At 71.8% G+C, this 18,655-nt stretch carries 14 protein-coding genes; 6 read left to right on the top strand and 8 right to left on the bottom strand.

Annotation, left to right across the window (positions count from 1 at the left end; translation table 11 throughout):
• The first annotated feature begins 86 nt into the window (after nucleotides 1–86).
• Nucleotides 87–1,151, top strand: coding sequence for a LacI family DNA-binding transcriptional regulator (locus tag ACFV8T_RS03990; protein ID WP_266418956.1), 1,065 nt, complete (start codon nucleotides 87–89; stop codon nucleotides 1,149–1,151).
• 139 nt (nucleotides 1,152–1,290) lie between these two features.
• Nucleotides 1,291–2,079: a sugar phosphate isomerase/epimerase family protein gene (locus tag ACFV8T_RS03985; RefSeq protein ID WP_385324229.1), complete on the top strand. Its 789-nt coding sequence runs from the start codon at nucleotides 1,291–1,293 to the stop codon at nucleotides 2,077–2,079.
• 14 nt (nucleotides 2,080–2,093) lie between these two features.
• On the opposite strand, the gene ACFV8T_RS03980 is transcribed toward ACFV8T_RS03985, so the two are convergent.
• Nucleotides 2,094–3,041 carry an EamA family transporter gene (locus tag ACFV8T_RS03980; RefSeq protein WP_385324227.1) on the bottom strand — a complete coding sequence of 316 codons (948 nt, stop codon included), beginning with the start codon at nucleotides 3,039–3,041 and terminating at the stop codon, nucleotides 2,094–2,096.
• A gap of 114 nt (nucleotides 3,042–3,155) precedes the next feature.
• On the opposite strand from ACFV8T_RS03980, the gene ACFV8T_RS03975 reads away from it, so the two are divergent.
• Together ACFV8T_RS03975 and ACFV8T_RS03970 are read left to right on the top strand one after the other, a co-directional pair.
• Entirely contained in the window at nucleotides 3,156–4,070 is a 915-nt protein-coding gene (locus tag ACFV8T_RS03975; protein ID WP_385324224.1) for a LysR family transcriptional regulator, read from the top strand.
• 189 nt (nucleotides 4,071–4,259) lie between these two features.
• Entirely contained in the window at nucleotides 4,260–6,125 is a 1,866-nt protein-coding gene (locus ACFV8T_RS03970) for a glycoside hydrolase family 3 protein (protein WP_385324221.1), read from the top strand.
• A 60-nt stretch (nucleotides 6,126–6,185) separates the two neighbouring features.
• On the opposite strand, the gene ACFV8T_RS03965 is transcribed toward ACFV8T_RS03970, so the two are convergent.
• Entirely contained in the window at nucleotides 6,186–7,655 is a 1,470-nt protein-coding gene (locus ACFV8T_RS03965) for a S28 family serine protease (RefSeq protein WP_385324219.1), read from the bottom strand.
• A 103-nt stretch (nucleotides 7,656–7,758) separates the two neighbouring features.
• Entirely contained in the window at nucleotides 7,759–8,130 is a 372-nt protein-coding gene (locus ACFV8T_RS03960; RefSeq protein WP_385324216.1) for a hypothetical protein, read from the bottom strand.
• A gap of 282 nt (nucleotides 8,131–8,412) precedes the next feature.
• On the opposite strand from ACFV8T_RS03960, the gene ACFV8T_RS03955 reads away from it, so the two are divergent.
• Complete coding sequence (locus tag ACFV8T_RS03955; protein WP_385324214.1) at nucleotides 8,413–8,916, top strand: hypothetical protein; 504 nt, start codon at nucleotides 8,413–8,415, stop codon at nucleotides 8,914–8,916.
• Between the two features lie 21 nt (nucleotides 8,917–8,937).
• On the opposite strand, the gene ACFV8T_RS03950 is transcribed toward ACFV8T_RS03955, so the two are convergent.
• Nucleotides 8,938–12,693 (bottom strand): ABC transporter ATP-binding protein, encoded by a 3,756-nt coding sequence (locus ACFV8T_RS03950; RefSeq protein WP_385324211.1) that lies wholly within the window; start codon nucleotides 12,691–12,693, stop codon nucleotides 8,938–8,940.
• Between the two features lie 153 nt (nucleotides 12,694–12,846).
• Nucleotides 12,847–13,818 carry a serine hydrolase gene (locus tag ACFV8T_RS03945; protein ID WP_385324208.1) on the bottom strand — a complete coding sequence of 324 codons (972 nt, stop codon included), beginning with the start codon at nucleotides 13,816–13,818 and terminating at the stop codon, nucleotides 12,847–12,849.
• Nucleotides 13,819–13,987: 169 nt separating this feature from the next.
• On the opposite strand from ACFV8T_RS03945, the gene ACFV8T_RS03940 reads away from it, so the two are divergent.
• Nucleotides 13,988–14,362, top strand: a complete 375-nt coding sequence (locus ACFV8T_RS03940) for a hypothetical protein (RefSeq protein ID WP_385324206.1) — start codon at nucleotides 13,988–13,990, stop codon at nucleotides 14,360–14,362.
• 61 nt (nucleotides 14,363–14,423) lie between these two features.
• On the opposite strand, the gene ACFV8T_RS03935 is transcribed toward ACFV8T_RS03940, so the two are convergent.
• The 3 genes from ACFV8T_RS03935 to ACFV8T_RS03925 all read right to left on the bottom strand — a co-directional run bounded on the left by ACFV8T_RS03935 (nucleotide 14,424) and on the right by ACFV8T_RS03925 (nucleotide 18,638).
• A complete protein-coding gene (locus ACFV8T_RS03935) occupies nucleotides 14,424–16,109 on the bottom strand; it encodes a thiamine pyrophosphate-binding protein (protein ID WP_385324203.1) in 1,686 nt (561 codons plus the stop codon).
• Nucleotides 16,106–17,074 (bottom strand): agmatinase, encoded by a 969-nt coding sequence (gene speB, locus ACFV8T_RS03930; RefSeq protein ID WP_385324200.1) that lies wholly within the window; start codon nucleotides 17,072–17,074, stop codon nucleotides 16,106–16,108. Before speB ends, ACFV8T_RS03935 begins: the two co-directional genes overlap by 4 nt.
• Nucleotides 17,075–17,168: 94 nt before the next feature.
• A complete protein-coding gene (locus ACFV8T_RS03925) occupies nucleotides 17,169–18,638 on the bottom strand; it encodes a sodium:solute symporter (RefSeq protein ID WP_385324198.1) in 1,470 nt (489 codons plus the stop codon).
• Between the last annotated feature and the right edge of the window lie 17 nt (nucleotides 18,639–18,655).

Raw genomic sequence — 18,655 nt, 5'->3', positions numbered from 1 at the left:
GCAAGCGCTTTCTATTCGGGATGACGCTAGCCTGCCGACAGCGGCCCGGACAAGAGGGCCCGGCCCAAAACCCTCGGAGGAAAGCGATGACAGTCACCCTGGCGGATGTGGCGGCTCGCGCCCGGGTGTCGCCGGCCACCGTCTCCCGCGTGCTGAACGGCAACTACCCGGTGGCCGCGTCCACCCGCGAGCGGGTCCTGCGCGCGGTGGACGACCTGGACTATGTGCTCAACGGGCCGGCGAGTTCGCTCGCGGCGGCCACGTCGGACCTGGTCGGCATCCTGGTCAACGACATCGCGGACCCGTTCTTCGGGATCATGGCGGGTGCGGCGCAGACCGAGATCGGCGGGCCCGGGGACGGCTCGGGCCGGGCGGGTGGCGAGAAGCTCGCCGTCGTCTGCAACACCGGCGGCTCCCCCGAGCGCGAACTCACCTATCTCACCCTGCTCCAGCGCCAGCGCGCCGCGGCCGTCGTGCTGACCGGGGGCGCCGTGGAGGACCCGGCGCACCAGGCCGCGGTCTCCGCCAAGCTGGCCAAGCTCGCGGACGCGGGCACCCGGGTGGTGCTGTGCGGGCGGCCCCCGCTGCCGGACGGCGAGGCGGTCGTGGCCGCGCTCGCCTTCGACAACCGGGGCGGCGGACGCCGCCTCACCGAACACCTGCTCTCGCTCGGCCACCGGCGGATCGGCTATGTCGCGGGCCCGCTGGAGCGGACGACCACCCGCCACCGGCTGGAGGGCCACCGCGACGCGATGCGGGCGGCGGGGCTCGTCGGCGACGAGGAGCGCCTCACCGTCCACGGACCCTACGACCGCCGCTCCGGCTACGACGCCACCCTCGAACTCCTGCGCCGCGAACCGGAGGTGACGGCGGTCGTCGCCGCCAACGACACGGTGGCCCTGGGCGCGAGCGCGGCGATCCGGGACCGCGGTCTGCGTATCCCCGAGGACATCTCGGTGGCGGGCTTCGACGACCTGCCGTTCTCGGTGGACGCGGTCCCGGCGCTGACGACCGTGCGGCTGCCGCTCTTCGAGGCGGGCGCACGGGCGGGCCGCCTCGCGATGGGCAAGGAGACGCCGCCGCCCGGGGGCATCGCGACGATCGCGGCGGAACTGATGGTGCGGGGGTCGACGGCGCCGCCGCGGTCGTGAGCCGCGCGACCCGCGACCCGTGACCCACGCCCTACGCCCTACGCCCCGCGACCCGCGACCCGCGACCCGGGCCCATGATGTGCCGGCCGCTGCCCGGTCCGTACGGTGCAGTGGCACGTACCGACGGAAGGACACGCACGTGAAGCTCGCTTTCTCGACCCTCGGAGTGCCGGGGATGCCGGTCGCCGACGTCGTCCGGCTCGCCGCCGGACACGGCTACCAGGGGGTGGAGCTGCGCGCCCACCCCGAGGAGCCGGTGCACCCGGGCATCTCCGCGCCCGAACGGGCCGCCGTCGTCGAGGAGTTCAGGAAGGGTGGCGTCGAGATCCTGACCGTCGCCGGGTATGTCCGGGCCGCCGCCGAGGGCGACGACGCGCCGGTGCTGGAGGAGCTCGCCGGGCTGGTGGATCTGGCGCACGACCTGGGCGCGCAGAACGTCCGGGTCTTCCCGGGCGGCGGTGGCCAGGACCCCGCCGTGGCCGACGCGACCGCCGCCCGGCGACTGGCCGCCGCCGCTCCGCACGCCGCCGACAAGGGCGTACGCATCCTGCTGGAGACCCATGACTCGCACCGGGCCGGCGTCGATGTGGCCCGGGTCGCCGGGACGGTCGGGCACGGCCAGGTCGGCGCACTGTGGGACATCATGCACACCTGGCTGGCGGGCGAGGAACCGGCCGCCAGCCATGCGGTGCTGGCCCCGCACCTGGGATACGTACAGGTGAAGGACATCGCGTCGGCCGAGGACACCGAGCCGTTGGCGCTGGGGGCCGGGGTGCTGCCGCTGGGGGCCTGCCTGGACACGCTGGACCCGGACAGCTGGGTCTGCTGGGAGTACGAGAAGCGCTGGCACCCGGGGGCGGCGGAGCTGCCGGGGCTGCTGGCCGCCGGGCGGGAGCATCTGCTGCGGCTGGGCTCGCCCGAGCAGTAGGCGGTACGGCGCCTTCAGGCGGCCCGCGCCACGTCCGGCGCCACGCCCGGCTCCGGCTTCGGCCTCGGCCTCGGCTCCGGGGAGTCCGGTGCCGGGGTGCGCGGCCGCCGCGCCCCCGCCAGCGAGGTGACGGCCACCCCGCCGACCAGCAGCGCCGCCGCGCACCACCGCAGCGGGCTCACCGACTCGCCCAGCAGCAGCGCGGCCGACGACATCCCGAAGACCGGCACGAGCAGGGTGAACGGGGCCACCGAGGAGGCCGGGTGGTGGCGCAGCAGGAAGCCCCAGGCGCCGAAGCCGAAGACGGTGGTGATCCAGGCGACGTAGACGATGATCCCGGCGCCGCTCCAGTCCAGCGCGGCCAGCGCGTCCACGTCGCGGTCCCAGCCCTCGAAGAGGAGGGAGAGGCCGAGCAGCGGGATCACGGGCACGGTCGAGACCCACACCATGAAGTTGAGCGAGTCGGGCGGGGCCGCCTTGCGGGTCAGCACGTTGGACACGCCCCAGCAGGCCGCCGCCGCGATCACCAGGACGAAGGCGAGCACGGGGCCGCCCGCCCCCTCGTCGACCGCCGCGACGCCGATGCCCGCGAGGGCCACCACCATCCCCGACACCCGTATCCTTCCCGGCCGTTCACCGAGTGCGACGGCGGCGAAGAGGGCCGTGAAGACCGCCTGGACCTGGAGCACGAGGGACGAGAGACCGGCGGGCATTCCGCGGTCCATGCCGATGAAGAGCAGACCGAACTTCGCCACCCCGAGGGCCAGCCCGACGCCCACGATCCACTTCCACGCGACCTTGGGCCGGCCAACGAAGAAGACCGCGGGCAGCGCGGCGACCAGGAAGCGCAGGGCGGAGAAGAGCAGCGGCGGAAAGTGCCCGAGGCCGACCTCGATGACGACGAAATTGACACCCCAGACGGCTGTCACCAGGGCGGCCAGGGCGATGTGGAGGGGACGCATGCACCGAGGATCACCCGCGCCAACCATGTAGCACCAGCGCGGATATCTTCATGGTGGAATTGAGCGTCGCTAATGAGTCGCCACGAATCGCCAACGAATGGCACGGGAGGTCCGATGCTCGATCTGGCCCGGCTGCGCGCCCTGCACGCCGTCTCCGTCCACGGCTCCGTCGCGGGCGCCGCCGCCGCGCTCGGCTACACCCCGTCGGCGGTCTCGCAGCAGATCACCAAGCTGGAGCGGGAGACCCGTACGACGCTGCTCGAACGGCGCGGGCGCGGTGTCGCGCTGACCGAGGAGGCGCTCCATCTGGCCGCGACGGCCCAGCAGTTGCTGGCGATCATGGAGCGCGCCGAGACGACGCTGGAGGAGCGCAGGGGGCTGCCGACCGGGCGGCTGTCGATCGGCGCGTTCGCGTCCGCGGCGCGCGGGCTGCTGCCCGGAGTGCTGGCGGAGCTGGACCGGGACCACGCGGCCGTGGACGTCCGGATGACCGAGGTCGATCCGCATCTCTCGGTCGACCTGGTGGCCAAGGGCGTGATCGATCTGGCGGTCGCGCACGACTGGGACATCGCCCCGCTGCCCGCCCCCGAGGGCGTGGCGCAGGCGGTGATCGGTGACGACCACTGCGATCTGCTGGTGCCCGAGGGGCACCGCCTCGCCGGGCGGGACGCGGTGCGGCGCGAGGAGCTGGCGAAGGAGCGGTGGATCTGCCAGCCGCCGGGGACGGTCTGCCACGACTGGCTCGTACGGACGTTGCGGGCGGCCGGTTGCGAGCCGGACATCCGGCACCAGGCGGAGGAGAACCACACCCAGCTGGCCCTGCTGGCCGCCGGCCTCGGGGTCGCGATGATCCCGCGCCTGGGGCGGGGGCAACTGCCGCCGGGGGTGGTGGCGGTGCCGCTCGATCCCGTACCGGTACGGCGGCTGTACGCGCTGTGGCGTACGGAGGCGGCCCGGCGGCCCGCGATCACGGCGGCGGTCTCCGCACTGCGGACGCACGGGGCCGCGGTGGGGCTGAGGCAGGACTGAGGGGCGGCCGAGGGAGGGCCGGGGCGAGGTCGAGGGGGGCCGGGGCGGGACTGTGGCAGGGGTCCCTGCCACGCCGCAGGGGCTCAAAACGGTCCGGACCCTTGACCGGAAGTTATTTTCTGGATATCCGTGCTCCTTGGCAGTTTCTTTCACCACCCCTCGTCCCCGAGTACGGCCGAAGGAGCTCACGTGCACCACCGCACCTCCAGACGCACCCTCCTCACCGCCACCGCCGCGACGGCAGTCGCCGCCGTCACGGGCGTGGGCCTCGCCCCCGGCGCCGTCGCCGCCCAGAGGTCCGCGAGCAGCGGACACAGCGGCGGGCAGCACAATGCGGCCGCCACCACCAAGCGCCTCAAGCGGATCATCTCCGGGATGACCCTGGAGGAGAAGGTCGGGCAGCTCTTCGTGATGCGGGTGTACGGGCACTCCGCCACCGACCCCGACCAGGCCGACATCGACGCCAACATGGCCGAGATCGGGGTCCGCACGGCCGCCGAGATGATCGACAGGTACCACGTCGGCGGGATCATCTACTTCGCCTGGGCGCACAACACCCGCGACCCGCACCAGATCGCCGACCTCTCCAACGGCATCCAGCGCGCCGGTCTCGCCGGTCCCACCCCGCTGCCGCTCCTCGTCTCCACCGACCAGGAGCACGGCATCGTCTGCCGGGTCGGCGAGCCCGCCACCCTGATGCCCGGCGCGATGGCGCTGGGCGCGGGCGGTTCGCGCTCCGACGCCCGCCGGGCCGGGCAGATCGCCGGCGCCGAACTGGCCGCGATCGGCATCAACCAGAACTACGCCCCGGACGCCGACGTCAACGTCAACCCGGCCAACCCGGTGATCGGCGTACGCTCCTTCGGCTCCGACCCGCAGTCCGTGGCCGCCATGGTCGCCGCGCAGGTGAAGGGGTATCAGAGCAGCGGGATCGCCTCGACCGCCAAGCACTTCCCGGGCCACGGCGACACCAGCACCGACAGCCACACCGGGCTGCCCGTCATCAACCACACCCGGGAGCAGTGGGCCGAGCTGGACGAGCCGCCGTTCCGGGCGGCCATCGCCGCGGGCATCGACTCGATCATGACCGCGCACATCGTGGTCCCGGCGCTGGACCCGGCGGAGGACCCGGCGACGCTGTCCCACCCGATCCTCACCGGCATCCTGCGCGAGGAGCTCGGCTACGACGGTGTCGTGGTGACCGACTCGCTCGGCATGGAGGGGGTGCGGACGAAGTACGGCGACGAGCGCGTGCCGGTCCTCGCTCTCAAGGCCGGTGTCGACCAGCTGCTCAACCCGCCGCGCCTGGACGTCTCCTGGAACGCCGTCCTGGAGGCCGTGAAGAACGGTGAGATCAGCGAGGCCCGGATCGATGAATCGATCCTGCGCATCCTGCGGCTGAAGGCGAAGCTCGGGCTGTTCGACGACCCGTTCGTCAGCCACTCGGGGGTGGACCGCACCGTCGGCACCCGGTCGCACCTCGCCGCCGCCGACCGGATCGCCGAGCGCACCACCACCCTGCTCGCCAACGACGGTGCGGTGCTGCCGCTCTCCCGCCGCTCCCACCGGAACCTGCTCGTGGTCGGCGCCGATCCCGCCTCCCCGTCCGGCACCACCGGACCACCGACCACCACGCTGGCCACCGCCTTCGGCGAACTGGGGTACGCGGCGACCGCGCTGTCCACCGGCACCGCCCCCGCCAAGGCCAAGATCGACGAGGCGGTGGCCGCCGCCCGGGGCAAGGACGCGGTGGTCGTGGCGACCTACAACGTCTCGGCGAGCAGTTCGCAGCGCACCCTGGTGAGCGCGCTGGCGGCGACCGGCATCCCGGTGATCACGGTGGCGATCCGCAATCCGTACGACGTCGCCCAGCTGTCCGGGACCGGGTTCGCGGCGAACCTGGCCACGTACTCCTGGACCGATGTCGAACTGCGGGCCGCCGCCCGGGTGATCGCGGGCCGCGCCGAACCGCGGGGCACCCTGCCGGTCCCGGTGCAGCGCGCGGACGATCCGGCCCGGGTGCTGCACCCGGTCGGTTACGGGCTGACGTACTAGCCGGAAGCACGGAGGGGCTGTGCGCCGCGCGCACAGCCCCTCCCACGGCCCGGAGAACCGCTACGGCCGCTGCCCGCGCTCGTTCATCACGTCCCGCTCGTCGAGCCGCGCGTCGAACTTCGCGAGCGGCTCGGCCTTCGCCGGATCGTCCCGCACGGCGGCCGGGGCGACACCCGCCCAGCGCAGGATGGCCGCGGTGGCCTTCGCCCTGTCGTCCTCGGTGAGGCCGGCCACGGCAGCGCCGTGGTTGCCGCCGGGCACGGTCATGACATAGCTGTCACGGGAGCCCGCACCGGGCCGGAAGCGCTCCGCGCCCCACGGGTCGTTCTCCCCGTACACGTACAGCATCCGATCGGCGTGACGCTTCACCCAGTTGTCGACGTCGCGCATCACCGACGGCTGGAACTTCATCGGGATGGAGCGCGGCACGAAGGTGCGCGGCGGCTGGTATCCGTACCGGCTGAGACCGCCGAGCCACGGCTGGCGGACAGTGGGCGAACCGAGCTGGGTGCCCGCCTGGTAGTAGTACGGGGTGTAGTTCTCAAGGCCCTGGTCGGTGTAGGTGGAGAAGCCGGAGATCGAGTCGACGGAGTCCCAGATCGCCTGGTCGGGGGCGGACCCGGCGTCGGCCGGGATGGTGTCGCAGTCGGACAGCAGGCTGTACTGCCAGTACGCCCAGACGTAGTCCATGACGACGGCCTCGTACGCCTTGTCGAGCGAGCCGGTGGTGGCAAAGGTGTAGCCGTGGGCGGCGGCGTACTCCCGGTACTTCTTCTCCAGCGGCCCGCGGCGGACCAGTGCCTCGCGCTGGACGGCGTTCACCCGGTCGCGGCACTCCTTGGTGCCCACGTGCTCGAAGAACCGGTCGTAGGCCGAATCCTCCTTGTCGACCACGTCGTTGGGCGCGACGTACGCGACGACGCCGTCCATGTCCTCGGGGTAGTAGCGCTCGAAGTAGGTGGCCGTCATGCCGCCCTTGGAGACGCCGGTGGTCAGCCACTTCTTGGTGTAGATCCGCTTCAGCGCGGTGAAGACGCGGTGCTGGTCGGCGGCGGCCTGCCGGATGTCGAGCTTGGACCAGTCGGCGGGCGCCGGGCGGGAGGGGGTGAAGTAGCGGTACTCCAGGGAGACCTGGTTGCCGTCGATGATCCGGGTCGGCTCGGCGCGGCCGGGGTTCGTGGAGACGTTGTATCCGCTGGTGGAGAAGACCGTCGGGCGGGAGGTGTCCTTGTGCAGCACGGTGATGCGCTGCTGGAAGGTGCCCCTGGACGGGTGCCGGTGGTCGACCGGCTGGGTGTAGTTGAGGACGAAGTACCGGTAGCCCGCGTAGGGCTTCTCCTCGATAAGGCTCATCCCGGGGATGGCCAGGATGCGGTCCTTGATGTCCGTGCCGGTGCCGTCGTCACTGACGGACCGGCTCAGGGACCCGGCCGGTTCCGCGGCGGTGGCCGCCCCGGCCGAGGCACCCGTGACACCCGCTGTGCCGATGAGCACCGCGAGCGACAGGAACCCTCTGAACGCCTTGCGCATACGCCCTCCCAGGAATCACAACATTCGTCGTGAACCTAGCGGGGCGACACCTGTGCCGCCAGACCCGGTCGGCACGGAGAGATCGGGTGATCCGGCCCGTGGGTCAGCAGAGGATCCAGCCCGTGGAGCCCGACTTCCCCGAGATCTTGGCCGAGGCCCTGACGCACCGGTTGAGCGCGTGGACCGTCACCGGGCCGGCCTGCTTGGTGTATTTGCCCTGGTCGACGACGGGACTGCCGCCGCGCGCCTGGATCGTCACGGACATGCTGCGGCGCGGGCCCGGCTTCTTGGCGACGGCTGTCGCGCAGGCGTAGGAGCGGTTCTTGTAGACGCGCAGCTCGCCGGTCTTGAACGGGACCGTCTTCGCGGGGCGCCCGGCGCAGACCGTCGCGGCGTCGGCGCGGCCGGCCACGGGGCCGCCGAGCACCAGGCCGAGGGCGGCCACCAGCGGCAGGACGATCGAGCACACCAGCATCCGGCGGGTACCGCGGCTCCCCCCTCCGCTCCCGGCTTCGTCTCCGCCTCTGCCGTCGCCCCCATTGGACAATTCGACCTTTCCGGACTTCCCCACCCCTGCTATCACCAGCAACCTCATCACCAGTCGAACATTTACGCCCTTGCTCGGCACGTACGCATACATGCGTACGACGCAGGAGGCCATCCGAAGGTTGCATCCGGCGCGCTCCGCCCCCGGCGCAACCGAATCGCCACAGCATGGCTCCAACAGGACAGAGCCATACGAAAGGCAGGAACTGTCATGCCTCGACTCCGCACCGCACAGGGCCCCGGCCGACGTCTCATCGGCCGGACGCTGCTCGCCTCCGCTCTCCTCACCGCCGCCGCCGCGGTCCCGGCGGTCGCGCACGCCCCGCACGCCCCGCATGCCCCGGCGGCCCCGGCGTCGGTACGCAGCGATGTCGGCGCCCCCGCCTACCAGCAGGTCGCCCACTTCTACGGCGCGTACATCGATGCCGTCACGGCGGAGGACGGCGGCAGACTCGCCACCGCCCTCAGAACCTTCTATCTGACCCCTCACCTGCGCTCCCAGCTGAACACCTGGGAGCAGCGCAACCACGCGGACGGGGTGCTCCGCGCCCAGAACACCCCGCTCGCCTTCCGGGTCACCCGGGGCGACAGCGCCGCCGGCCACACCTGGTCGACGGTGCGGCTCACCTGGAGCGAGGGCAAGCACCCCACGTACTCGTACCTGACCGTGCGCTCGGACCTGCGGACCGGGAAGATCTCCGGCATCGGCGAGTGACCCGGCGGACGGGCCCGGCGCTCACACCCCCGCGGGCTCGTCCTCCCCGATGAACGTGCGCCACAGCACGGCGTAGTGCCCTTCCCCGGCCAGGAGTTCGTCGTGCGTGCCGTCCTCGACGACCCGGCCGTGGTCCATCACCACGACCCGGTCGGCGCGGGCGGCCGTGGTCAGCCGGTGGGCGACGACCAGGGTGGTGCGGCGGCCCGTGAGCCGGTCGGTCGCCTGGTTGACCAGGGCCTCGCTGGCGAGGTCCAGCGAGGCGGTCGCCTCGTCGAGCAGCAGGATGTCCGGGTCGACGAGTTCGGCTCGGGCCAGGGCGATCAGCTGGCGCTGACCGGCCGAGAGGTTGCGGCCCCGCTCGGCGACCTCGTGCAGATAGCCGCCGTCCAGGGTGGCGATCATGTCGTGGGCGCCGACCGCCCGCGCCGCCGCCTCCACCGCGGCGTCGGTGGCCTCGGGCCGCCCGTAGGCGATGGCGTCGCGGACCGTACCGGCGAAGAGGTACGCCTCCTGCGGCACGACGCCGAGCCGGTGCCGGTACGCGGTGAGGTCGAGGCGGCGCAGATCGGTGCCGTCCGCGGTGACCCGGCCGCCCGTCGGGTCGTAGAAGCGGGCGACGAGCTTGACGAGGGTGGACTTCCCCGCGCCGGTCTCGCCGACGAACGCGACCGTCTGTCCGGCCGGTATCCGCAGGTCGACGCCGATGAGGGCCTCCTCGGCGTCGTCGCCGGAGCCGTACGCGAAGGACACGTCCTCGAAGGCGATCTCGCCGCGCAGCGAGAGCACGTCCAGCGGTTCGTCCACGGCGTCGGTGGAGGTCGGCTCGCGCAGCAGTTCCTGGATGCGGCCGAGGGAGACGGTGGCCTGCTGGTAGCCGTCGAAGACCTGGGAGAGCTGCTGCACCGGGGCGAAGAACAGATCGATGTAGAGCAGGTACGCGACCAGCGCACCGGTGGTCAGCGTGCCGTTGTCGACCCGGCCCGCGCCGACGATCAGGACGGCGGCCGCGGCCACCGACGACAGCAGCTGCACGAACGGGAAGTAGACCGAGATCAGCCACTGGCCGCGGACCCTGGCCTCGCGGTAGTGGTCGCTGCGCTCCGCGAACCGGTCGGCGCCGTCGCGCTCGCGGCGGAACGCCTGCACGATCCGCAGCCCGGAGACGGACTCCTGGAGGTCGGCGTTGACGACGCTGATGCGCTCGCGGGCCAGCTCGTACGCCTTGACGCTCCTGCGGCGGAAGAAGAACGTACCGACGACCAGCGCCGGCAGCGTCGCGAAGACGACGAGGGCCAGCTGCACGTCCAGGACCAGCAGCGCGACCATGATGCCGAAGAAGGTGACGACGGAGACGAAGGCCGTGACCAGTCCGGTCTGCAGGAACGTCGACAGCGCGTCCACGTCCGTCGTCATCCGGGTCATGATCCGGCCGGTCAGCTCGCGCTCGTAGTAGTCCAGGCCGAGCCGCTGGAGCTGCGCGAAGATCTTCAGCCGCAGTGAGTACAGCACCCGCTCGCCGGTGCGGCCCGTCATCCGGGTCTCGCCGATCTGGGCGGCCCACTGCACCAGGACGACCACGAGGGCCAGCGCGGACGCCGCCCAGACCGCGCCGAGCGCCAGCTGCGAGACGCCCTGGTCGATGCCGTGCCGGATCAGTACCGGCAGCAGCAGACCGGCGCCCGCGTCGACCGCGACCAGCGCCAGGCTCACCAGCAGCGGCAGCCCGAAGCCGCGCAGCAGCCTGCGCAGCCCGTACGAGTTCTCGGCGCCGACGGCCCGCGCCTCGTCGATGTCGGGGGTGTCGGTGGCGGGCGGCAGCGCCTCGACCTGGGCGAGCAGCTCGGGGGTGGCGGGCATGCCGGCCGCCCCGGTGTCGCGCGGCTCCTCCTTGCGGACCCACAGGTGGGGGCTTATGCCGCGCTCGGCGTCGAACTCGGCGTCCAGTTCCTCCTGGAGCGCGCGGTCGTCGTCGGGGGTCGTGTCGGCGGCGGTGGTCGGCCGCTGGTGTCCGGGCGAGGTGCCGCCCAGCTCGTCCGGGTCGGTGAGCAGCCGCCGGTAGAGCGGGGAGCGGCGCTCCAGCTCCTCGTGCGTACCGATGTCGGCGAGCCGGCCGTGCTCCAGGACGGCGATCCGGTCGGCGAGGCCGAGGGTGGAGCGGCGGTGGGCGATCAGCAGGGTGGTCCGGCCTGCCATCACCTGGCGCAGCGCCTCGTGGATCTCGTGCTCGACGCGGGCGTCGACGGCGGAGGTGGCGTCGTCGAGGAGGAGCAGCCGGGGGTCGGTGAGGATGGCGCGGGCGAGCGCGACGCGCTGGCGCTGGCCGCCGGAGAGGGTGAGTCCGTGTTCGCCGACCTTGGTGTCGTAACCCTCGGGCAGCTCCGCGATGAACCGGTCGGCCTGGGCGGCGCGGGCCGCCTCCTCGATCTGCTCCCGGGTGGCGTCGGGGACGCCGTAGGCGATGTTGGCGCGAATGGTGTCGGAGAACAGGAAGCTGTCCTCCGGTACGAGGCCGATGGCGGCGCGCAGGGATTCGTGGGTCAGTTCGCGGACGTCGTGGCCGCCGACCAGGACGGCGCCGTGCGTCACGTCGTAGAAGCGGGGCAGCAGCAGCGAGACGGTGGACTTGCCGCTGCCGGAGGCGCCGACGACGGCGACGGTCTCACCGGGCTCGATGGTCAGCGAGAAGCCGTCGAGGACGGGGCGGTCCTCGTCGTAGCCGAACCGTACGTCGTCGAATTCGACGCTCGCGGGCGCGTCGGCCGGGAGTTCCTTGGTGCCGTCCTTCATGGTCGGCTCGGTGTCGATCAGTTCCAGTACGCGCTCGACGCCTGCCCTCGCCTGCTGTCCGACGGTGAGGACCATGGCGAGCATCCGGACCGGGCCGACGAGCTGGGCGAGGTAGGTGGAGAACGCGACGAAGGTGCCGAGGGTGATCTCGCCCCGGGTGGCGAGCCAGCCGCCGAGGGCCAGCATCGCGACCTGGCCGAGCGCGGGGACGGCCTGGAGGGCGGGGGTGTAGCGGGAGTTCAGCCGGATCGTCCGCAGCCGTCCGGCGAAGAGCTTCCGCCCGACCTCGCGCAGCTTGCCGGTCTCCTGCTCCTCCTGCCCGAACCCCTTGACGACCCGGACCCCGGAGACGGCCCCGTCGACGACTCCGGCGACGGCGGCGGCCTGTCCCTGGGCGTACCAGGTGGCGGGGAAGAGCCGGGCGCGGGAGCGGCGGGCGATGAACCAGAGGGCGGGGGCCACGGCGACCGCGACCAGGGTGAGCAGCGGCGAGAGCCACGCCATGATCACCAGGGAGATGATGAAGAGCAGTACGTTCCCGATCGTCATCGGGAGCATGAACAGAAGTCCCTGGATCAGTTGCAGGTCGCTGGTGGCGCGCCCGACGACCTGGCCGGTGGACAGCTCGTCCTGCCGTTTCCCGTCGAGGCGGGTGATCGTCCCGTACATCTCGGTACGGAGGTCGTGCTGCACGTCGAGGGCCAGCCGGCCACCGTAGTACCGGCGGATGTACGTGGATATGTACACCAGCCCGGCGGCGACCACGAGGAGCCCGGTCCAGACCGCGAGGGACCGCGTGTGGCCGACGACGACGTCGTCGATGATCACCTTGGTGATCAGCGGGACGAGGGCCATCACCGCCATTCCCGCGAGCGACGAGCCGAGCGCCAGCAGCACATTGCGTCGATAGCGCCATGCGTAGCCGCACAGCCGCCGGGCCCAGCCCGGGGCCTGTGTCGCGCTCTGTACGTCCCCTGCGTCCGTCACCGGTGCCTCCCGTCAGACATGGTCTACCGGAAGGCACCAACGCGCTGGGCAGCGGATTTCATCCCGCCGTTACAAAGACGGGGCCGAAGACAGTGCTATCGGCGTAGGGGCGTGCGACGACCGGCGTAGGACCGGCGGGCCCGTCGGCAGGCGCTACGACCGCTGCGTCGCGGTGAGCATGCGTACCGCCGGGGCCTCCGGTACCGCGGGCACCGCTTCCTGCGGGGCGGCGGGCGGGGCGACGGTCGAGGTCGTCTTCGCGGCGACGGCCGGGTTGAGGTCCTTGTGCACGGCGCGGGCGACGGCCTGGATGGTGTTGATGCCGTCGTTCATCGTCTTGTTGTCCTGCGTGAGCACGGTGATCCCGTAATCGTGCCCCTTGCCCGTGAAGGCACCGATGCTGTGCACCCGCCAGCCGTGGGTGGCGCGCGGCAGCCAGCCGTTCTTGACCTGGACGGTCGCCCCGGACGGGGCTCCGGCGGGCGTGCCCCAGCGCTGCGAGGAGATCACCTTGCGCATCAGGCCCAGCTCGTAGGAGCGCGCGTTGTCGCTCAGCACGGAGTTCTTGGCGGTCAGCAGGGTCAGCAGCCGCAGCTCGTCCTGGGCGGTGATCTGGGTCAGCCCCCAGTAGCCACCGGAGCCGGGCACGGTGTGGGTCATCCCGGCGGCCTTGAGGAACGCCTTGACCTTGGTCGCCCCGAGCTGCTTCCACAGGCTGGTGGTCGCGTTGTTGTCGGACTTGGTGATCATGGCGGTGGCGAGGTTGGTCTCGCGCTGGGTGAGATAGCGGTTGTGCTTCTTGTTGTCCCAGAGCAGCGTCGCCAGCACGGTCGCCTTCACGACGCTGGCGGAGTCGTACTTGGTGGTCGCCCGCAGGGAGCAGTTGGTCTTGGTCTTCCGGTCGTAGAGCGCCACGGCCGTCGTCGACTTCCGGCCCTTGAGCGCGGCGGTGATGTCCTTCGTCAGCTTCGCCGCGAGCCCGGCCTTGCCGGACGTGCAGCTCACCGTCGGCGTCGCCGCCGCCGCGGGCGCGGCGCCGAGCGCCACGGGTGCGAGCACGCCCGCGGCGAGCGCGACGGACAGCGCGGCCTTTGCGCGACGGGATATGCAGGGCTGTTCTTTCATGCGGCCTCTCCCCCATGAGTGGATCGGTACGGTGCGCTCCCGGCGCACCCGTGAGTAACGACTCATGACCGACCGGAAAGTTGTGCATTGCGGGCTGTGCGGTTCGTCGCCCGTCACGCGCGGGTATCGGTCACCGGGTGCGACCCGGCACATTGACCGAGGGAGAACCTTGACGAGCGCTCAGCCGGTCCGGCATGCCGAGGCATACCGCTGCGGTCGGCTCTACGCGGCGGTCGCGGCCCTGCAGAGGCTCGCGCAGAACGAACACCATGGGCTGGGACAGCCGGGAGCCGCGGAGAAGGCCGCCGCGCGGCCGGAACCCCAGCTGCGGGAGCCCCTGCGGGAGATCGTCCACTACCTGGTGCAGGCCCGGATCCGCGGCCGGGGAGCGGCGGCGGACCCGGTCTTCCGGTCGCTGACCGACTTCCTGCCACCGGCGAAGAACGTGCCCACCAGCCTCCATCCCGACGAGCGGCCGGATTTCCACCGGGGCAGGGAGGACCAGGCGGCACTCATCGCGAAGGAGCACCCGCTCCGCAGCTGAACCCGCTGAACCCCGCCCGCGCACCCGGGGCCGGGTGAGCGGGCGGGCAGCAGGCCGGTGTCTACAGATGCGTCGGCTCGAACATCCTCAGCAGGGCCGGGAGCACGACCACCGAAGGGCCGGGCCGGGCGAAGGACTTCGCCAGGTCGGCGGCGAGCGTCTCGGGGGTCGTACGGAGGGCCGGGACGCCGAACGACTCGGCGAGGGCGACGAAGTCGGGGCGGGAGAGCTCCGTCGCCGTGGCCTCGCCGAAGGCGCCCGTCATGTATTCGCGCAGGATGCCGTAGCCGCCGTCGTCGACGATCAGCCAGGTGACCGGGAGGTCGTACTGACGGGCCGTGGCCAGCTCCGCGATCGAGTACATCGCGCCGCCGTCCCCGGAGACCGCGAGGACCGGCCTCGTACGGTCGGCCGCCGCCGCGCCGAGCGCGGCCGGGAAGCCGTAGCCGAGGCCGCCCGCGCCCTGGGCCGAGTGCATCGTGTTCGGGTGGCGGGCGTCGAAGGCGGACCAGGCCCAGTAGGCGAGGATCGTCATGTCCCAGAAGCTGGGGGACGTGTCGGGCAGCGCCTCGCGGACCGAGGCGATGAGCCGCTGCTCCAGGGTGAGTTCCTGGGCGGCGATCCTGTCCCGTACCGCTTCGAGGACCGTACGGACCCGGTCCGGCGCCGACGGGTCCTCGCGGCGGTCGACCGCTTCGAGGAGGTCGCAGAGCGCCTCGCGGGCGTCGGCGTGGATGCCGAGCGCGGGGTGGTTGGACTCCAGCTTCCCGGCGTCGGCCTCGATCTGGATCACCCGGCCGCGCGGGGCGAACGTGTGGTAGTTCGAGGAGAGTTCACCGAGTCCGGAGCCGACGACCAGCAGCACGTCGGCGGACTCCAGGAAGTCCGTCGTGTAGCGGTCCTCCAGCCAGGACTGGAGGGAGAGCGGGTGCTCCCACGGGAAGGCGCCCTTGCCGCCGAAGGTGGTGACGACGGGTGCGTCGAGCTTCTCCGCGAGGGCCAGCAGCTTGCCGGAGGCGTCGGACCGTACGACTCCGCCGCCCGCGATGATCGCCGGACGCTCGGCCTTCGACAGCAGGTCGGCCGCCACGGCGGTCAGTTCGGGACGGGCGTGCAGTTCGCGCGGGGTGGCGTCCATCGCCGTGACGACCGGCAGAGTGGTCTCCGCCAGGAGTACGTCCTGCGGGATCTCGATCCAGACCGGGCCGTGCGGGGCGGTCAGCGCGGACTCCCAGGCGGCGGCGATGGCCGACGGGATCTGGGAGGCGGTACGGACGGTGTGGACCGACTTCACGACGTCGCGGAACGACGCCTTCTGGTCCCGCAGCTCGTGCAGGTAGCCGTGGCGTCCGCCGCCCAGGCCCGCGGTCGGGATCTGGCTGGAGATCGCCAGCACGGGCGCGGAGGCCGCCGCCGCCTCCTGGAGCGCGGCGAGGGAGGTGAGGGCGCCCGGTCCGGTGGAGAGCAGCAGCGGAGCCACTTCCCCGGTGACCCGGCCGTACGCGTCGGCGGCGAAACCCGCGTTGTTCTCGACACGCAGTCCGATGTACGACAGCGAGGAGCGGCGCAGCGCGTCGAACATGCCGAGCGCGTGCTGACCGGGCAGGCCGAAGACGGTGGTCGCGCCGAGGCCCTGGAGGGTCTCGACGACGAGATCGCCGCCGTTGCGTCCGGCCGGGGGGTTCAGGGCGGACGCGATCTGCTCGGGGGTGAGCCGCGGCCGTTCGTCGTGGTGGTCGTGGCTCACTTCGTGCGGGCCTCTGCGATCTGGCGGGACATGATCGTCGTCAGCTCGTACGCCGTGTGGGAGGCGGCGACGGAGGTGATCTCGGCGTGGTCGTACGCGGGGGCGACCTCGACCAGGTCGGCGGAGACGAGGTTGCAGGAGGACAGCCCGCGGACGATTTCGAGGAGCTCGCGGGAGGTCAGGCCGCCGGCCTCGGGGGTGCCGGTGCCGGGCGCGTGCGCCGGGTCCAGGACGTCGATGTCGATGGAGATGTAGAGCGGCCGGTCGCCGATGCGCTGGCGCAGCTGGTCGGCGACCTCGTCGACGCCGCGCCGCATGACATCGGCGGAGGTGACGATGCCGAAGCCCATCTTCGCGTCGTCGTCCAGGTCCTGCTTGCCGTAGAGCGGGCCGCGGGTGCCGACGTGGGAGAGCGCGGAGGTGTCGAGGATGCCCTCCTCGACGGCACGGCGGAACGGGGTGCCGTGGGTGTACTCGGCACCGAAGTAGGTGTCCCAGGTGTCGAGGTGCGCGTCGAAGTGGAGCAGCGCGACCGGGCCGTGCTTCTTGGCGACGGAGCGCAGCAGCGGCAGCGCGATGGTGTGGTCGCCGCCGAGCGTCATCATGCGGGCGCCGGTGGAGAGCAGATCGTCGGCCGCGGCCTCGATCGTCTCGACGGCCTCGTTGATGTTGAACGGGTTCGCGGCGATGTCACCGGCGTCGGCGACCTGTGCGAGCGCGAACGGCGAGGCGTCCTGCGCGGGGTTGTACGGGCGCAGCAGGCGCGAGGCCTCACGGATCGCGTTGCCGCCGAAGCGGGCGCCGGGGCGGTAGGAGACACCGGTGTCGAAGGGCACGCCGACGACGGCGACATCGGCGGCGGGGACCTCGTCGAGGCGGGGCAGCCGGGCGAAGGTCGCGGGTCCGGCGTACCGCGGGACGCGGGAGGAGTCGACGGGACCGCGCGGCGTTTCGTTGCTGCTCATGTGAAGTGCCTTTCCTTCGGGTTTCATGCGTTGTTCGGTGTGCGGGGGCGGGATCCGGACCGGACCCGCCCCGCGCTCGATGGCCTGGCGGCCGTTACGTGGTGACCGGTTCGCCCGCCGGCTCCTCCACGTCCGTGCCCCGCCCCGCGAGCCGCTCGCGCCAGGCCGCCAGCACGGCCGCGTCGGTCGGCTTCGTCGCCAGGGAAACGATCACATACACCGCGAGCGAGGCCAGCAGACCGTAGTAGACCGGTTCGTTGGCGAGGATTCCGTACGCCGCCATCAGGCCGATCACCGCGATGCCGCCGACCGACACCGCGGCCAGCGCGCCCGCCGCGGTGCCCCGGCGCCACAGCAGACCGCCGAGGATCGGCACCAGCAGGCCGCCGACGAGCAGGTTGTACGCGACGGTCAGGGCCTCGACGACGTTGTTGAGCGCGATGGCGATCACGATGACGGCGATGCCCATGACGAGGATGAAGACGCGGTTGCCCTTCACCTCGTCGTGTTCCTCGCCCCCGCCGCCCCGGGACACCGCGCCCCGCAGCCGGGACCAGATGTCGTTGTTGGCGACGGTGGCACAGGCGATCAGCGCGCCGGAGGAGGTGGACATCACGGCGGCCAGCGCGGCGGCCAGCACCAGCCCGCGCACGCCGATGGGCAGCTCGTCCTTGACGATGGTCGCGAACGCGGAGTCGGCGCTGGGCAGCGTCGGGTACATGACCTTCGCGGCGGTGCCGATGACGGCGCCGGCGATGGCGTAGACGAGGCAGTAGGTACCTGCGACGGTGCCGCCGATGCGGGCGACCTTGTCGCTGCGGGCGGTGAACACCCGCTGCCAGATGTCCTGGCCGATCAGCATGCCGAAGGTGTAGATCAGCACATAGGTGAAGATCGTCTCGCCGCCGATGCCGAGCGGGTCGAAGTACTCGGTGGGCAGCTTCGCCTTCATCTCGCTGAAGCCGCCCGCCTTGATCACCGCGATGGGCAGCAGGAGCAGCAGCACACCGATGGTCTTGACGACGAACTGCACCATGTCGGTGAGCGTGATCGACCACATGCCGCCGAGCGTGGAGTACGCGACGACGATGGCGCCGCCGAGGACGATCGCGACGATCCGGTTCAGATCGAAGAGGACGTCGAAGATGGTGGCGTACGCGATGGTCGAGGTGACCGCGAGCATCAGCGTGTACGCCCACATCACGACGCCGGAGATGATCCCGGCCCGGCCGCCGTAGCGCAGGTCGAGCATCTCGGAGACGGTGTAGACCTTCAGCCGGGCGATCCGCGCGGAGAAGAAGACGGACAGGGCGAGCAGCCCGAGTCCGATGGTGAAGACCATCCAGGCGCCGGAGAGTCCGTACTGGTAACCGAGGCCGACGCCGCCGATGGTGGAGGCACCGCCGAGGACGATGGCGGCCATGGTGCCGGAGTACATCCCGGGACCGAGCCTGCGGCCCGCCACCAGGAACTCGCTCTTGGACTTGGCGCGGCGCATGCCCCACCAGCCCATGGCGAGCATGCCGGCCAGATAAATGATGATCACCGCGTAGTCGACAGCCATGGGCTTCCTCCGTTTCG

The sequence above is a fragment of the Streptomyces sp. NPDC059832 genome (genome assembly GCF_042731715.1).
Classification (GTDB): Bacteria; Actinomycetota; Actinomycetes; order Streptomycetales; family Streptomycetaceae; genus Streptomyces.
This window is presented reverse-complemented; position numbering and strand designations above follow the sequence as displayed.

Bases quoted from the DNA above. Each gene is read 5' to 3' on its own strand.
- speB (WP_385324200.1), bottom strand. From the start codon at position 17,074: ATGAGCAGCAACGAAACGCCGCGCGGTCCCGTCGACTCCTCCCGCGTC.
- ACFV8T_RS03925 (WP_385324198.1), bottom strand. From the start codon at position 18,638: ATGGCTGTCGACTACGCGGTGATCATCATTTATCTGGCCGGCATGCTC.
- ACFV8T_RS03980 (WP_385324227.1), bottom strand. From the start codon at position 3,041: ATGCGTCCCCTCCACATCGCCCTGGCCGCCCTGGTGACAGCCGTCTGG.
- ACFV8T_RS03945 (WP_385324208.1), bottom strand. From the start codon at position 13,818: ATGAAAGAACAGCCCTGCATATCCCGTCGCGCAAAGGCCGCGCTGTCC.
- ACFV8T_RS03965 (WP_385324219.1), bottom strand. From the start codon at position 7,655: ATGCGCAAGGCGTTCAGAGGGTTCCTGTCGCTCGCGGTGCTCATCGGC.
- ACFV8T_RS03960 (WP_385324216.1), bottom strand. From the start codon at position 8,130: ATGCTGGTGTGCTCGATCGTCCTGCCGCTGGTGGCCGCCCTCGGCCTG.
- ACFV8T_RS03955 (WP_385324214.1), top strand. From the start codon at position 8,413: ATGCCTCGACTCCGCACCGCACAGGGCCCCGGCCGACGTCTCATCGGC.
- ACFV8T_RS03975 (WP_385324224.1), top strand. From the start codon at position 3,156: ATGCTCGATCTGGCCCGGCTGCGCGCCCTGCACGCCGTCTCCGTCCAC.
- ACFV8T_RS03990 (WP_266418956.1), top strand. From the start codon at position 87: ATGACAGTCACCCTGGCGGATGTGGCGGCTCGCGCCCGGGTGTCGCCG.